17 protein-coding genes and 1 tRNA gene are annotated in these 14,504 nt (G+C 56.7%); 9 read left to right on the plus strand and 9 right to left on the minus strand.

Annotation, left to right across the window (positions count from 1 at the left end):
• Positions 1–10 precede the first annotated feature (10 nt).
• The 3 genes from BLM14_RS12240 to BLM14_RS12250 form a co-directional block, all read right to left on the minus strand.
• Positions 11–1,384, minus strand: coding sequence for an NAD(P)H-dependent oxidoreductase (locus tag BLM14_RS12240; RefSeq protein WP_099999616.1), 1,374 nt, complete (start codon positions 1,382–1,384; stop codon positions 11–13).
• Positions 1,381–1,983, minus strand: a complete 603-nt coding sequence (gene rfbC / locus BLM14_RS12245; RefSeq protein WP_099999617.1) for a dTDP-4-dehydrorhamnose 3,5-epimerase — start codon at positions 1,981–1,983, stop codon at positions 1,381–1,383. The genes BLM14_RS12240 and rfbC overlap by 4 nt, the downstream gene beginning before the upstream one ends.
• 153 nt (positions 1,984–2,136) lie before the next feature.
• On the minus strand, positions 2,137–3,228 hold the full coding sequence (locus BLM14_RS12250; RefSeq protein WP_099999618.1) for an NAD-dependent epimerase/dehydratase family protein: 1,092 nt from the start codon (positions 3,226–3,228) through the stop codon (positions 2,137–2,139).
• A gap of 355 nt (positions 3,229–3,583) precedes the next feature.
• On the opposite strand from BLM14_RS12250, the gene BLM14_RS12255 reads away from it, so the two are divergent.
• Positions 3,584–3,844: a hypothetical protein gene (locus BLM14_RS12255; protein WP_099999619.1), complete on the plus strand. Its 261-nt coding sequence runs from the start codon at positions 3,584–3,586 to the stop codon at positions 3,842–3,844.
• A gap of 98 nt (positions 3,845–3,942) precedes the next feature.
• A complete protein-coding gene (locus BLM14_RS12260; protein WP_133123948.1) occupies positions 3,943–4,167 on the plus strand; it encodes a hypothetical protein in 225 nt (74 codons plus the stop codon).
• Between the two features lie 513 nt (positions 4,168–4,680).
• Here the strand turns inward: BLM14_RS12260 and BLM14_RS12270 are convergent.
• Entirely contained in the window at positions 4,681–4,974 is a 294-nt protein-coding gene (locus tag BLM14_RS12270) for a tyrosine-type recombinase/integrase (protein ID WP_099999621.1), read from the minus strand.
• A 372-nt stretch (positions 4,975–5,346) separates the two neighbouring features.
• The gene (locus BLM14_RS31045) at positions 5,347–5,505 is read right to left on the minus strand and encodes a hypothetical protein (protein WP_157929528.1); all 159 of its coding nucleotides are present in this window, start codon (positions 5,503–5,505) and stop codon (positions 5,347–5,349) included.
• Positions 5,506–5,712: 207 nt separating this feature from the next.
• Here BLM14_RS31045 and BLM14_RS12285 point away from each other — a divergent pair, with 207 nt between their 5' ends.
• Positions 5,713–5,907, plus strand: a complete 195-nt coding sequence (locus tag BLM14_RS12285) for a hypothetical protein (protein ID WP_099999624.1) — start codon at positions 5,713–5,715, stop codon at positions 5,905–5,907.
• A gap of 83 nt (positions 5,908–5,990) precedes the next feature.
• Here BLM14_RS12285 and BLM14_RS12290 read toward each other — a convergent pair whose 3' ends face one another.
• The 3 genes from BLM14_RS12290 to BLM14_RS12300 all read right to left on the minus strand — a co-directional run bounded on the left by BLM14_RS12290 (position 5,991) and on the right by BLM14_RS12300 (position 7,626).
• The gene (locus BLM14_RS12290; protein ID WP_099999625.1) at positions 5,991–6,623 is read right to left on the minus strand and encodes a sulfotransferase family 2 domain-containing protein; all 633 of its coding nucleotides are present in this window, start codon (positions 6,621–6,623) and stop codon (positions 5,991–5,993) included.
• A 125-nt stretch (positions 6,624–6,748) separates the two neighbouring features.
• The gene (locus BLM14_RS12295) at positions 6,749–7,273 is read right to left on the minus strand and encodes a helix-turn-helix domain-containing protein (RefSeq protein ID WP_099999626.1); all 525 of its coding nucleotides are present in this window, start codon (positions 7,271–7,273) and stop codon (positions 6,749–6,751) included.
• A 262-nt stretch (positions 7,274–7,535) separates the two neighbouring features.
• Positions 7,536–7,626 (minus strand) — tRNA-Ser (locus tag BLM14_RS12300).
• 194 nt (positions 7,627–7,820) lie between these two features.
• On the opposite strand from BLM14_RS12300, the gene BLM14_RS12305 reads away from it, so the two are divergent.
• Entirely contained in the window at positions 7,821–8,186 is a 366-nt protein-coding gene (locus BLM14_RS12305) for a hypothetical protein (RefSeq protein ID WP_133123949.1), read from the plus strand.
• Positions 8,187–8,296: 110 nt separating this feature from the next.
• Entirely contained in the window at positions 8,297–8,461 is a 165-nt protein-coding gene (locus BLM14_RS31050) for a hypothetical protein (RefSeq protein ID WP_157929529.1), read from the plus strand.
• Here BLM14_RS31050 and BLM14_RS12310 read toward each other — a convergent pair.
• Positions 8,455–9,141 carry a CerR family C-terminal domain-containing protein gene (locus BLM14_RS12310; protein WP_099999628.1) on the minus strand — a complete coding sequence of 229 codons (687 nt, stop codon included), beginning with the start codon at positions 9,139–9,141 and terminating at the stop codon, positions 8,455–8,457. The two genes, BLM14_RS31050 and BLM14_RS12310, sit on opposite strands and share 7 nt — an antisense overlap.
• Before the next feature lie 92 nt (positions 9,142–9,233).
• Between BLM14_RS12310 and BLM14_RS12315 the strand changes: the two genes are divergently transcribed.
• The 4 genes from BLM14_RS12315 to BLM14_RS12335 all read left to right on the plus strand — a co-directional run bounded on the left by BLM14_RS12315 (position 9,234) and on the right by BLM14_RS12335 (position 14,502).
• Positions 9,234–10,277: an HlyD family secretion protein gene (locus BLM14_RS12315; RefSeq protein WP_165788427.1), complete on the plus strand. Its 1,044-nt coding sequence runs from the start codon at positions 9,234–9,236 to the stop codon at positions 10,275–10,277.
• Positions 10,274–12,028: an ATP-binding cassette domain-containing protein gene (locus BLM14_RS12320; RefSeq protein ID WP_099999630.1), complete on the plus strand. Its 1,755-nt coding sequence runs from the start codon at positions 10,274–10,276 to the stop codon at positions 12,026–12,028. The genes BLM14_RS12315 and BLM14_RS12320 overlap by 4 nt, the downstream gene beginning before the upstream one ends.
• A gap of 202 nt (positions 12,029–12,230) precedes the next feature.
• Positions 12,231–13,373, plus strand: coding sequence for an ABC transporter permease (locus BLM14_RS12330; RefSeq protein WP_099999632.1), 1,143 nt, complete (start codon positions 12,231–12,233; stop codon positions 13,371–13,373).
• 7 nt (positions 13,374–13,380) lie between these two features.
• On the plus strand, positions 13,381–14,502 hold the full coding sequence (locus tag BLM14_RS12335; protein ID WP_099999633.1) for an ABC transporter permease: 1,122 nt from the start codon (positions 13,381–13,383) through the stop codon (positions 14,500–14,502).
• The last annotated feature ends 2 nt before the right edge of the window (positions 14,503–14,504 follow it).

A 14,504-nucleotide genomic window follows, 5' to 3' on the forward strand; every position in this document is an offset into this window, starting at 1 on the left:
TCCACACCCCTTACACAAAAGTTTGAAATGCCAAACCGGGATTCTGTTCATTTGCTTTGGACGCAGCGGGCGAGACCGTAGGGCGGGGGGCAACTGGAAAAAGCAGGTCCTGTTCGTGTCTGAGAGCATGTACCACGCTGCCGGCGGGAGGTTCGACATCGTCGTAGGTGAGCGCTTCATCGATCGCTATATCGCGTTTCAAGCGGCAGTTTTCAGCAAGGCCCATGGGAAGCAGATTTTGCTGGCGCGAAATGTCATAGTTTTCGCCGACGCCATAGGTCATGTACCCCCCGATGCCGTCGATGATCTCGCCTTTTTTCAAGGAGCGCTTGGCCGCAGCGATAACGTCAACCGAGGGGGCTTTTGTAGTTCCGATTACGACGTCCCGGCAAAGTGCGACGCGGGCGATGGATATGCCGAATTCAAGCGTTGTAAGATGCCAGGCTGTATAGAAGCTATAAAGCGGCCCCTTGCCGAGTTTGCCGAGGTTCAGGAAGAACGTCTGATTTTCATCCTGTGCTTCGGCCAGAACGTATACACCGGGGCTTGGGCGCGTGCCGACGACGTAGTCGACAATACCGCCAAGCTCGCGCAATTGGTCGATGTCGTAGAAGTCGACCAGGTCATCGACATGGCCGTTGTGCTCGCGCCCAACCATGCCGCGCTGCGAAACCTTCAGGCCAACGGCATTTGCAACGATAGCCTGCTCAGCTGTCATTTTTGTCCCATCGGCAAAGCTTGCGACCATGCTTGGCGTCTGGTTCCATTGTCTGGCGAAAGATTCCTGTGTAGTTGGATTGCGGTATCGATCCTGAAGGCCCTTGATATTGCCGCAGACAAGTGGCCGCAGTCCCATGGCTTCAATATGGCGGACCAGATTCATGGTAACGCCGGGCTGATCACCATCTGCGCCGGAAAATATGACATTCGCCTGTTCGGCCTTTACGCGCAGCAGTTGCCCCACAGTGGCGTCAAGCTCAACGTTGAGCGATACGATATCCTTGCCATTTGCGATGCACTCAAGGGTGACCTTCGCACCGTATTCCACGTGACCGGTCGTCTCCAGCACGACTTCAATTTGGGCTGACCGGGCAATCAATGAGGGATCGTCTGTGACGACCCGCTTTCCGAGGTCCAGCGCGCGGGACATTTCTGAAGCTGTGGTGACCACTTGGATATCGTCCCGGTCAATTCCTGCAGCGGCGAAAGCGCTGATCGCTCTTTCGATATTACGGTTGCATATCGCAGCTATATGCAGAACCTTGGTATAGCGCTCAACATTGATCAACATGCCTCGGCCCATGAAGCCAATGCCATACATGCCAACGACAATTGGCCGTCCTGTTTGCAGGCGTGCCGATATAGCGCGATCGACAATAATCATGATGGGGCTCCAATATTTGTCAGGCGGCGCGAAATGTCGGGAAAGCGAAACTTCTCAATGCCGTGATATTCCGGATCAAAGCTTGGCCAGGACCTGTCCTTTGCGGAAATTTCTACGGGCTGTCTCGGCCATTCAATGTTAAATCGGGGATCATCCCAGCGCAGGCCGCGCTCGGATTCGGGCGCATAGCGATCGCTGACCAGATAGAGTGCTTCAGCGTCGTCGCTCAGCGTAATGAAACCGTGCGCAAAGCCACGCGGGACATACATCATGGTTCGATTTTCCGCCGACAATTTCGCGCCAAACCATTTGCCGAACGTTGGCGAGTCGGGACGCAGGTCGACGATACAATCCCAAAGTGAGCCGCGGATGCAGCGAACAACCTTGACCTCGGCTGAGGGAGACAGCTGATAGTGCATCCCGCGCAAGGTGCCCGCAACGGCGCTCAGTGACGTATTGATTTGAACAAACCCGGTTTCGAGGTTCCTTTCGGCAAATTCCTGATCACAGAAGACCCGCGCAAAAAAGCCGCGTTCGTCCCCTTTCTTATCGAGATCGATAAGCCATGCTCCTGGCAACTCTGTCTCATGAAATATCATACATGTTCCCCAAGCAACTGATTGACGCGAGTTTCGCAAGCGGGTCTGTGAACACCGTCAGGCGAACTTCAAAGTGGTCCGGAATCTTTCTTCATCGAGCGCAAACCAGAAGGAGAATATTCAAACCGGCCTGGGCAGAACGAGCTGACGATGCTAGGCCGCGTTGACTGCAATTCTCTCGCAGTTTTCCAGGTGTCGGTTTTCGGTTGCCCAACGAAGATCTGGCTGCAACTTTCCCTCTTCCAGAAGCTTATCAAGTACATTGAACCGGATCAGTGACGAGGGACGATCCGCGGGGCTATTGAATTTGACCGCCGTCAGGCCGTCCCGTAGGTTTTCGATAGCTTCCTTGAGCATGACCCGCGGTTGATGGTTGGGCGCGAGCGATTTGAAAAGCGAAAAGTCCACCCGGTAAGACCGCTTGTCGGGCTGTGCATTTTTGTTGATATCCACTTCGACGCCCGGCATGGCCGACTGTACAGCTTCGGCCAGTTCGGCCACCTGATAATTCCAAGCCTCTGAGCCGGCGTTAACAGCGAGAAACTTACCATGGGACACAGGTCGGACGATAGCCCATTCAATCGCCCGCGCCATGTCGCTGACATGGATGAGAGGCCTCCACGGGGTTCCGTCGCTTTGCACCGATATGCGGCCGGTTGAAAGTGCTGATGCAACAAAATCGTTGAGAACGAGATCGAGCCTAGTCCGGCTAGAAAACCCGCATGCCGTTGCAAAACGCAAGGCAGTCACCACCATATGGCTATCCGCGCTGACTTGCTCCAGTCCATTTTCGGCACCAACTTTCGATCGCGCATAGGCTGTCAGGGGGTTAAGGTCATCGCCTTCCGTTCGAGCCCCACCTTCCGCATAGCCATACATCGAACAGCTCGACGCAAAAATGAAGCGGCTGACGTTCTGCCCGGCGGCCAGAGCAGCAACGCGAATGGTCGCCAACTGGTTGATCTCTTCGGTTACAATCTCAAAACGCGAACCCATTGGATCGTTCGAAACAGCTGCGAGATGAACGACCGCATCGACACCTTCAAACATATCGGCCGTAAGATCTCTCACATCGCGAAAGATCTGGCTGTCAACTATGGTTTCCGGCAAATGGCTGTTGGTAAGGCAATGAGCAAAGAGCCCGCTGTCGACGCCAACGAGCGTTGCTTGTGGAAAGACCTTGCGAAGATGGCTGGTGACCACAGGCCCGACATAACCCATGTTACCTGTAATCATAATTTTCATTTTTGTTCCCCAAATTATGACGCAAGTGAAAATATTGCGCAGCAACAACGCAACAGGCCGCCTGCAGATCACAATAAAAATAAGCCTTCGTGAAAAAAACGTACGATGATTTGGACGCGTAAAACATTCAATACATGGATGTAGTCAGTACATCGTTAGACGTAAGCCAATACCTTGATGAAGCTATCCGGCTCTCGACCTGATTGGCTTCTTGCACATCTCCATCCTGACTTCTGGAGATATTGCACGAGGACACATACACGAAGGCGTCGTAATACCAATTATTAGATCGACCCAACTTCGTGTCTATGTTGGAATATGCAGGTGGGAATCGTCGTAAGTATCAGGAACCGTTGTGAAAGATAGGTCAAACCCGATAGTGGCGCTGCTCAATGATCAGTCTGCTGTCATCAAGCAGTTGCATATAGATTATGCGGTCGAGCGGACGGTGTTGTCGGCAGTATTGATGATGATAGCGGTGAGAGGATTGATCCACGATATTGATTTCGAGATTATTCCAAATCTCGAACAGACTACCCATAGCAAGTCGTTTGCCACGCTTTTCGCCAATCGATTAGCTGCGGTCAGATCTGAAGTTACAACGTTCGCTCGTTAAGCCAGCGGAATATGACAGCCAACTCACAGCGTCCGATAGCAATTCACCAATTGATGCCACACGACAAATCCAATGAGAACAAGAAAACGAGGGCAACCATGGGTAAGCAACCAATCATCCTGATCGCGATTGAATCTTCACAGCGTGGAGCGCAGTGGGACATATTCGACTCTGTCGAGGAAGCACTCAGGGCATTAGAACATCAACAATATGACGTGGCAAGAATCGGAAATGGCTCATCCATTCCCGTTGATCAATTTATCGCCATGAGCAATCTGATTGGCACGAGCTCAGGCGAAACGAGAAGGGCGGCGAGCGCATGAGTGACCTCGGCCTTAACCCCCGAACGGGTGGCGATATCCTTCTATCGCGATAGCGCGTTCTTCATTGTCAGGAGGCAAGTCATTGAAGCCAACTAGTGAACCGTTTAGAGCTTCGAACACCTCCGTAGCCATTCCAGCGCGGATAAGCGCATATTCGAAGCTGCAGCAAATAAGCAAATACTCGCTCCATGTAAGGCCTGCACGTTAACCTTCTCGAATAATGTACAACGCATTATCGCCCGCGCTGTTTGGCTCTATTACCGGTTTCCGCTCAGCCTGCGCCACGTTGAAGAAATGCTGCTTGAGCGCGGGATCGCTGTCTCCTATGAGACCATCCACCGGAGGGGGCAGAAAACGTCGGAAGGGCCTTCCTTCTGCGCTGCACAATTAACACCTTGATAATTATAGGTAATTTTGAGGTAATGGCGGAGAAGAAGGATTCGAACCCTCGAGAGCCTTTTGAGCCCTACTCCCTTAGACGGGAGCCATTTGCGCTATCTAGTGCGTTGATATTCAAGTCTTTTTTCGTTTCATCTTTATTACCTTCCCACTTTTTGCCCCACCGTCTGGAAGGGCGTCAATCGTATGAACGTGCTCAGAAACGTTCGTGTGAGCGTAGCGCATGACCATTGCCATCGTCTTCCACCCGCCAAGCTTCTGCAATGCGCCGAGGTCGCGGTTGGCCTTGTAGTGCCATGTTGCCCAAGTGTGTCGGCAATCGTGCGGGGTGAAGTTCGTTATGCCTGCACGGTCGCACGCACCATGGTGCGCCCGGCACTGTGTCTCGATTCGAGGCTGGCGAGGAATTGAAGGAGAGGACCGTTGACGCGATTCGTAGTGCCCTAGAGGCTGCCGGCATTGAGTTCTTCAACGGTACCGGCGTTAAGCTGTTATCCCAACAAAAATAAGGGGGAAGATATGGCAGATAAGATTCAGGCTTCGGAATTCAATCACGCGCAACGCAAAGCAATTTCGAGGCTCGTGATATCGGAGCCGCTTTGCAGTATGCCTGGCGTCGGCCAATCAACATTAGACCAGTTGGTCTTATGGGGAATCATAGTTCAGGACGGCCAACACAGACACGGCCAGCCTACGTACAAACTCACTGATGAGGGCAATAGGGTTCGCGAAGCTCTTTACAAATCAAATAGCCTGCCGAGATAGAATAAAAGTCTGCCGTCACACATGACCGCGCCCCTCTGTCTCGTTGGTCGACAGGATGAGACTGATATTCTTTGACTTGCATTTCGAGCATTTGAGGTTGGGAACCAGATCCGCGAGCAGAGTGCCGTGATCGCGGCCCAGCTTGGCAGCCAATGCCTCCAGGTCAAGCTTCACGCAATTGTGGCATTTCGGGTTGTTACAATAGGCACGGAGATTGTGCGCGTTGTCTATCAAAGCGCCGATTGTGGTGAGGCTAAGTATCCTTGGTCATGAGAACGAAATGCGAACAAAATTGGAATTTGTTCAAATTGATTTTAGCTTGTTTGCCAATCGTCAATGCCTATCATGTCGAAGTCAAAGTGAAAAAACGCTGGACGAGCCATGACCAAAAAACCGACAGACGAGGAATTGCGCGCCAAGCTTTCGCAACTGGAAGAAGATCTGGGCATCTACGAAGACCGTGGAGTGTTTTCAATCGGCACGATGGACAATGAAGATCCGATCGATCCTCAAACCATCAGTGCCATCAAACAAAAAATTGCCGAACTCAGGGCAAAGCTCAGTCGAGATGAATGACGAACCAATTCGGCTGCCACCGCAAATGTCCTACCTGTAGAGCGGACAGCAAAAAGCAACGCGGCTTTCCAATTCAGAACACGTTAAAACCCGTATCCAAATTTTTCGAGATCCCGGCGCCATATCTGCTCGACCAGCTGGCGCTCAACCGGGGTGTAATAATCCTGATAGGCACCGCGCTGGCTGGCATTCTTGTGGGTCAGTTCTGGGGACTTGGGCAGATCCAGTCGGGTGATGATATCGGCGAACGCCTCTTCAATCCGTTCGAAGCGGTAGACCTGGTCAACCAGCAGCTTACCGCCGAAATCGCACAGCATTGAGCTTTGATCGCGCGGGCGCCACAAGGCGCGACGGCGCTCCTGGCGCAGGAAATCGGCGAAACTCTGCGTCTGGGCATGCTCGTGGCGGTGGTGGTCGCCCTTTCCGCGAACGAAAGCGTATCGGGAGACGGCGAGGTCGTAAGGGTTGCGCACCAGCCCGAATTTGAAAGCCCCGTCGAAGAAGCTGCGCGGCAGCTTTAGCTTTGCCCAGCGAATCGAGGCATGCGGGCCGAACTGAATGTCCGGGCCTTCTGGGACCGGCAGATGCGAAAGGAGCCTCCGCCATTGGCCGGAGGCTTTCTGCACGGCGTAGGGGCGCAAAGCCCGCTTCAACGCCTGGCCACCGGTCTTGGCGACATGGACGAAAATGAAGTTTTTCTCGACCGACACAAACATTCACTACCCCTCATAGATCGAAGAATGTCTTGAAGTTTGTTGTACTATTGCAGCTATGAAGTCAGCAAGTGCTCCCCTGCCGTTGCGCGCGTGGCACTCGTAGAGGCTGCGAGGGAAGCTGGTATCTACGTTGACGCTACGGCAAGGCCAGAGACGACCGGTAAGCATGGCAATCCTACCGGCTGACTATCTACGCGGGCTGGCTGATAGCTTCCATCTATGTCACCCAATACGGTCAATTCGGTGCCATCTGTGTCACCTAAACTGTTATCGTTTGTTTCGGTGCCATGTATGTCACTGAAACGGTATCCTAAAGAAAAGTTTGGAAGGAATACCGTAGCTCTGCCGCAGCGCCCCTTGGTCAGGACCTCCACATAACCAGCGTCTTGGAGCGATGGGAGAACGCGGACGATCTGGCGACGGCTCATACCGCTCATCTCGACAAGCATGTCTATAGAAGCCCATCCATTACCAAACTTCGGCCAGTACCTCCGAAGGATGGCGACGAGAACCGCTATGTCTCCACGGCTCAATCTATCGTCCTGTGTAGCGGCTCGCACCAGATTCCACTGATCAAGCAAGCCGCCTGGCTTCTTGTTGTGAACGATCTTCTTCGATTGTATCTTTTTAGTTGACAATGGATTTGCCATTCGATATGTTATCCTTCAGGTACTATTGCCGCGTTCTGATTGCAGTCGGGGCGCGGTTTTTTTGCGCGCCAGCGGTTAAAGGCCACCCAAGGGCAGCCACACATCATATATTTTTTGATGGAAAGAACAGCGGGGGAACAACCTTCCCGTAATATCCCCCGATTTGGTGGGGGAATGCCCGTTTTGTTCCGTGCAGTCACGTTGGGGATAAGGGAGTAACCATTAAATGGCCATTCCAAATCATGCAACGATTCCAAGTGGATGGCGGAGAAGAAGGGATTCGAACCCTCGAGAGCCTTTTGAGCCCTACTCCCTTAGCAGGGGAGCGCCTTCGACCACTCGGCCACCTCTCCGAGGACGCTGACTAAAGATGAAACCCCTCGTTTGCAAGGATTTTGTTGGGCTTCCCGGAAAAAATGCAATATCGCCGGATGGTACCCGGCAAACATGTGCCGGCGCGGCCAATAGCTCCAATCGGGGTCGAAAACTCCCCTCTCGACACTGCGGCACGGGTTGAATAGCCTGCGCCGAGGGATTGGGGGATGCGATGCGATTTTCAGGTGTGGTGTGTGTGCTGATGGCCGCAGCTTTGTCGGCCTGTACGACAACAGGCGGCGCCAGCGAGAGCCAGGTGATTTCGGACGCCAGGGGCCTCGTCACAATCTCCTATCAATGTCAGGACGCACTCGGGCGCGAGCCGCATTATTCGGCGATCGACAGCAGCGAAACCATCCTCAAGACGCTTGGCAAATCCAGCGACGATGCGGACCGGATCGTGCGCGGCTGGCTGAAGGATGTGATCGCCGGACCGAAACAACCCTCGGATCTCGACGCGAAAACCTGCAAGGACAGACTGCTGACTTTGGCGGAGAAGGTTCGCCGCGGTTACGAGGCGTTGAAAGCACGCAACTAGGCGGTTTCTCGCATCTGTAAATGACGGTTGCAATTCTTGAATGGAAACGCCGGAACTGGCGCCCTATTTGACCGTTATCGGGTCTACAAACCCCAATACGGAGAACGCAAATGCCAGCACCAACCGTTCCGCAGGATGTCTATCAGCGCCACGAAAGAGAATGGCAGCTGCTGCGGGAAGCGATTGCCAAGAACCAGAAGGCCGGGGACGAACAGCACAAATTTCCTGTTCCGCAGGAAGAACCCCAGTGGAATTTTCAGCACACGCGTCAGTGAGCAGCTGATTTCAGGGCCTCGGCCGTTGCCGCCAGTCCGGCAAGGGCAAAGCGCTGAAAATGCTCGACGATCGCATCCTGCGCGCCGGGTTCCGCCGGGTTGAGGCCCGGCAGTACCTGCGTGAATATCTGCTTGTTGCCGACGACCAGCATGGCGAAGGGCGAGATAATGCTGAGGGCACAGCGGGTGACAACCGGATCATCATGCGACAGCCCGAGAATCTGGCCGACAATGCGAGTGATAACCAGCTTCTTCGGTAGAATCTCCTGCTTGAGCAGAACGGCGAAGGCCGGGGACGGCGAGAGGATTTCACGGCCAAGAACGCCCAGCGCCCATGATGCCGTAGCCGGGCCGGTAATCGTGCGGGCAATCAGGCCGATGAGCGTCTTCAGCTTTTCCGTCGGGTCTCCCGGCCCTTCCGCGAGAGCGACAAGCCGATCATAGGTCAGCAGCCGGCGATGTGCCTCCACCAGCACCTCGGCATAGAGCCCTTCAATCCCGCCATAGTAATAATTGACCGCAGCCGAGTTGCTGCCTGCCCGCTCGGCAATCTCCTTGCCGGTGGCGCGGTCAAATCCCTTTTCGGCGAAAACTGCGCCGGCAGCCTCCAGAATCTGAGCCTTTGTCGTGGCGCCGTCCTCGCGGCGGCCGGGGAGTTTTCGCGGTGTTTTTCGTGCCATGCGAATCACACTACACGAAATCGATAGCGTTTGGAAGTTGAAATTGAAATTCTAATTTGACATATATGAGTTCTTTGGCTATGATTGCCGCCATGAGCAAGCCCCTTCGAATAATCGTTCTCCTTCTTGTCCTCGCCGGGATTGGCAGCGGCGCGTGGTGGTATTTGCACCACCCCGCCGCCAATGACGCGCTGACGCTTTACGGCAATGTCGACCTCAGGCAGGCCTCCCTCGCCTTCAATGGTTCGGAACGCATCGCGGGCGTTCTGGTCGAGGAAGGCGATATGGTGAAAAAGGGCCAGGTGCTGGCCCGTCTCGATACCAACCGGCTGTCGCCGCAGGTAAGGGAAGCCGATGCGACCGTCGCCGCGCAACGTGCCATGGTGATGAAGTTGCGCAATGGCAGCCGGCCGGAAGAAATCGCCCAGGCGCGTGCCAACCTCGCCTCCGCCAAGGCCGATGCCGCCAATGCCAACATACAATATGAACGGCGCGCTGCGCTGACGGCCACTGCCACAATCAGCAAGCAGGACCTCGATACGGCGAAAGCAGCGGCCGGCGTTGCCGGTGCCAAGGTTGAAGTGGCGCAAAGTGCGCTCGACCTTGCCATTGCCGGTCCGCGCGCCGAAGAATTGCTGCAAGCCGAGGCGCAGCTGCGCGCCAACGAGGCGCAACTGGCGCTGATACGCCAGGAACTGGACGATGCCGAACTGGTGGCACCGTTCGATGCGGTCGTCCGCTCGCGGCTGATGGAGCCGGGTGAAATGGCAGCGCCGACGAAGCCGGTCTTCTCGCTGGCGACCACGGGCATCAAATGGGTGCGGGCCTATGTCTCCGAGCCCAACCTTGGACATGTCCGCTCGGGCATGCGCGCCAGGATAACGACCGACAGTTTCCCGGATCGCCCGCAGGATGGCTGGGTCGGGTTCATCTCGCCGGTGGCGGAATTCACGCCCAAGACGGTGGAGACGGAAGATCTGCGCTCGAGCCTCGTCTACGAGGTACGGGTCTTCGTCGAGGACAAGGACGATCTGTTCCGGCTCGGCATGCCCGCCACGGTAAAACTGCTGCCCGATGAGGCGCCGAAGCCCCTGCCCCAGGACGCCAACAGCACGGATCCCAAGGCAAAGCCATGACCGCCGCCGCCACCCCCGTTGCGGCGCGGACGATCCACAAGAGTTTCCGCCGCGAGACTGGCGAAACCGTCAAGGCGCTGGAAGGCGTTTCCTTCGAGGCGCGGCAAGGCACGCTCACCGCGCTGGTCGGACCGGATGGCGCCGGGAAAACCACGCTTCTGCGCCTGATCGCCGGCTTGATGACGGCCGATAGCGGTGAACTTTCCGTGCTCGGCATCGATGTCGCCGCCGATCCGCAAACCATCCAGAACCGCATCGGCTACATGCCGCAGAAATTCGGGCTCTATGAGGATTTGAGCGTCCAGCAGAACCTCGACCTCTATGCGGACCTGCACGGCATTACCAAGGACCAGCGCCGGGAGATCTATCCGCGTCTGATGGAAATGACCGATCTCGGCCGCTTTACCGAGCGGCTCGCGGGCAAGCTCTCCGGCGGCATGAAGCAGAAGCTCGGCCTTGCCTGCACCCTCGTTCGCGCACCGGAACTGCTGCTGCTGGACGAGCCGACCGTGGGCGTTGATCCGCTGTCGCGGCGCGAGCTCTGGGAGATCGTCACCAAGCTGGTACATGAGGACGGGCTGACAGTCGTCGTCAGCACCTCCTATCTCGACGAGGCGGAACTGTGCGACCATGCCGTGGTCATGCATCTCGGCAAGGTTCTGGCGCAGGGCAAGCCCGACGAGATCACAGCCAGGGCGAATGGCAATGTGTTCATCGCGACACCCGACAAGGGCATGACTGCCCGGTCGCTGCAGGCGCGGCTGTTCCGCCAGGAGGGCGTCGCCGACGCCGTACCGGAAGCCGGCAAGGTGCGTGTCGTGAAACAGCCGGACCATGCGGGAGAGATCAGGATCGACGGCAAGCCGGTCAAGCTGCAGCCGGTCACGGCGCGGTTCGAGGATGGTTTCATGGTGCTGTTCAGCGCGGTGGCGAGCAAGAGCCAGTCGAGCAATGTGGCTCTGGACCGGCCCAAAGCAGCGGGCGGGGATGAAATTTCGGTGGAAGTTCATGATCTCGTGCGCACCTTCGGCGATTTCACCGCCGTCAATCATGTCAGTTTTCAGGTGAAGCGCGGCGAAATCTATGGGCTGCTCGGGCCGAATGGCGCAGGCAAGAGCACGACATTCCGCATGCTGTGCGGGCTGATGCCCGCGACCAGCGGCACGTTGCGCGTGGCGGGTGCGGATTTGCGCACCTCCCGGGCGGAAGCGCGGCAGAACCTCGGCTATGTGGCGCAGAAATTCTCGCTCTATGGCGATCTGTCGGTCGATGAGAACCTCGACTTCTTCGCCAGCGCCTACGGGTTGCGCGGGGCGAAAAAGCGCGAGCGGATCGCCTGGTCAAAGGACCAGTTCGAACTCGGGGCACTCGCAACACTGCCGAGCGGTCAATTGCCCGGCGGCTTCAAGCAGCGCCTCGCCATGGCGGCCGCCCTGCTGCACGAGCCGGACATTCTCTTTCTCGACGAGGCGACCAGCGGAGCCGACCCGCTGGCGCGGCGCGAGTTCTGGGGGCGCATCACTGCCCTCTCCGAACAGGGCGTGACCGTAATCGTCACCACGCATTTCATGGAAGAGGCGGAATATTGCGACCGCATCATCATTCTCGATGCCGGGCGCAATCTCGCCGAAGGCACACCCGCTGAAATTCGCGCCCATGCCAAGCCGAAGAACGGCGAGGAGCCGAACATGGAAGATGCCTTCATCGCCATTGTCGAGGAATCGCGCACGGAGAGGAGGAAGGCGGCATGATTTTTGGCTACCTTTACCCCCCTCTGCCCTGCCGGGCATCTCCCCCACAAGGGGGGAGATCAGCCTTCATTGACGTTTCTGCAAATCAATATCGCTGGCGGTTAAGCGGATACAACAGCGCGATATTGATCTCCCCCCTTGTGGGGGAGATGGGCGGCAGCCCAGAGGGGGGTGTAATCCGAAGCCCGTTGTGGAGGCTAGCATGACCTCCTCCTCCCGGCTCGGTCAGGGCAGTTTCCGCCGCATCATGGCGCTGGTGCGCAAGGAATCATGGCAGGTGGTGCGCGACCCAAGCAGCATCGCCGTCGGGATCGTCATGCCGATGATCCTGCTGATATTGTTCGGCTATGGCCTGTCGTTCGATTTGAAAAACCTTCCCGTCGCGCTGGTGATGGAGGAATCATCGGCGGAAGCAAGCGGTGCCGTCTCGGGCTTCGAGCTGTCGGACTATTTCCAGACGCATCAGGTCAAGACGATGGCCGAGGCGGAGCGGCTGCTGATGGACAAGACCGTCAACGGCATTGTGCGCATTCCGACGCAGTTTGCCCGCGACGTTCAGGCCGGCAACGCGGAAATCCAGGTCCTCGTCAACGGCTCGGATGCCAATACGGCGCGCATCGCGCTTGGCTATGCGCAGGGTGCGGTCGGAACCTGGGTGGCGCGGCAGGCGGCGGAGGGCAAGATATTGAACGCCGGCGCCTCGGTCGATATGCAAATGAGGCTGTGGTTCAACGAAGCCAACGACAGCACCTATTTTCTGGTGCCGGGGTTGATCGTACTCGTCATGACACTGATCGGGGCGCTGCTGACGGCGCTGGTGATGGCGCGCGAGTGGGAGCGCGGCACGTTCGAGGCGCTGTTTGTCACCCCTGCCCGGCCCGGCGAAATCCTGCTTGGCAAGACCGTGCCCTATTTCGTGCTGGGCATGCTGGGGCTGGCATTGTCGGTTATCGGCAGTCAGGTGCTGTTCGGCGTACCGCTGCGCGGGTCGCTGTGGATCCTGATTGTGGTATCGATGCTCTATCTGCTGGTGGCGCTGGGGATCGGCCTGCTGATTTCCTCGGTGACCAAAAGCCAGTTCGTTGCCAGCCAGATCACGCTCGTCGTCACCTTCCTGCCGGCAATGATGCTGTCGGGCTTCATGTTCGATATCAGGAGCATGCCACTGGCGATCCAGGTCATCACCCACATCTTTCCGGCACGCTATTTCGTCAGCGTCCTGCAAACACTGTTCCTTGCCGGCGATATCTGGCCGGTGATCCTGCCCAATGCGGCCGTGCTTGCCGTCATGGCCACCGTGCTGATGACGGCGTCAGTGTTCGCAACACGCAAGAAATTAGGATGACGCAGTCATGAAAGAATCCTTTTTCCGGATAATCGCGCTGATACGCAAGGAATTGCTGGCGATGTTCAAGGATCCGAAAAGCCGTGTCGTGCTGGTGCTGCCGCCGATCCTGCAATGCCTGATTTTCGGTTATGCGGCGAGCTATGATCTCAACAATGTGCCCTATGCGGTCCTCGACCATGACCACAGCGCCGCCTCGATTGCGCTGGTCTCCAAGCTCGACGGCTCCGGCACATTCACCCGGGTGGCAACGCTGCAGCGGACATCGGACATCGCCCAATTCATCAATGAAGCCCGCGTTTTACTTGTGGTGGTCATCGACCAGGATTTCGAAAAGCGGATGATGGCCGGAATGCCCGCCAAATTGCAGATCATCGCCGACGGTCGCAATTCCAATACGGCCGGTACTGCGCAGGGCTACGTCAACGCCATTGCAGCGGACTTCACCACAAGGTGGCGCGCCGAGAACGGCCAGGAGGCGAGCAGCGGCGTCAAGGTCACGACGCGCGCCTGGTATAATCCGAGCCTTGAAACACGCTGGTACATGATCCCGTCGCTGATCGGCACCATCACCATGATGATGACACTGATGCTGACTGCCATGTCGGTTGCGCGCGAGCGCGAAGCCGGGACCTTCGACCAGCTGCTGGTTACGCCATTCCGGCCTTCGGAGATCATGGTCGGCAAGGCCTTGCCCTCGATGCTGGTCGGGCTCAGCCAGTCGACGACGATCCTGCTCGTCGCCCAGTTGTGGTTCCAGATCCCCTTTACCGGCTCCTATTTCATCCTTTATCTCGGACTGGTGTTGTTCCTGTCTGCAGCGGTCGGTATCGGCCTGTTCATCTCGTCGCTGGCGGCCAATATGCAGCAGGCCATGATCTATTCATTCGTGCTGCTGATGCCGTTCATGCTGCTGTCGGGCCTGACCGCGCCGATAGGCAACATGCCGGACATCCTGCAATATTTCACGATGATCAATCCGCTGCGCTATGCCATCAGCATCACACATCAGGTCTATCTGGAGGATGCCGGGGTAAGGCAGCTTCTGCCGGAGATGCTGGCGCTGGTCGCTATCGCCGCCATTACCCTGCCCTTCTCGGCCTGGCTGTTCAGGAATCGTCTGACGTAAGT

The sequence above is a fragment of the Phyllobacterium zundukense genome, from assembly GCF_002764115.1.
GTDB lineage: Bacteria > Pseudomonadota > Alphaproteobacteria > Rhizobiales > Rhizobiaceae > Phyllobacterium > Phyllobacterium zundukense.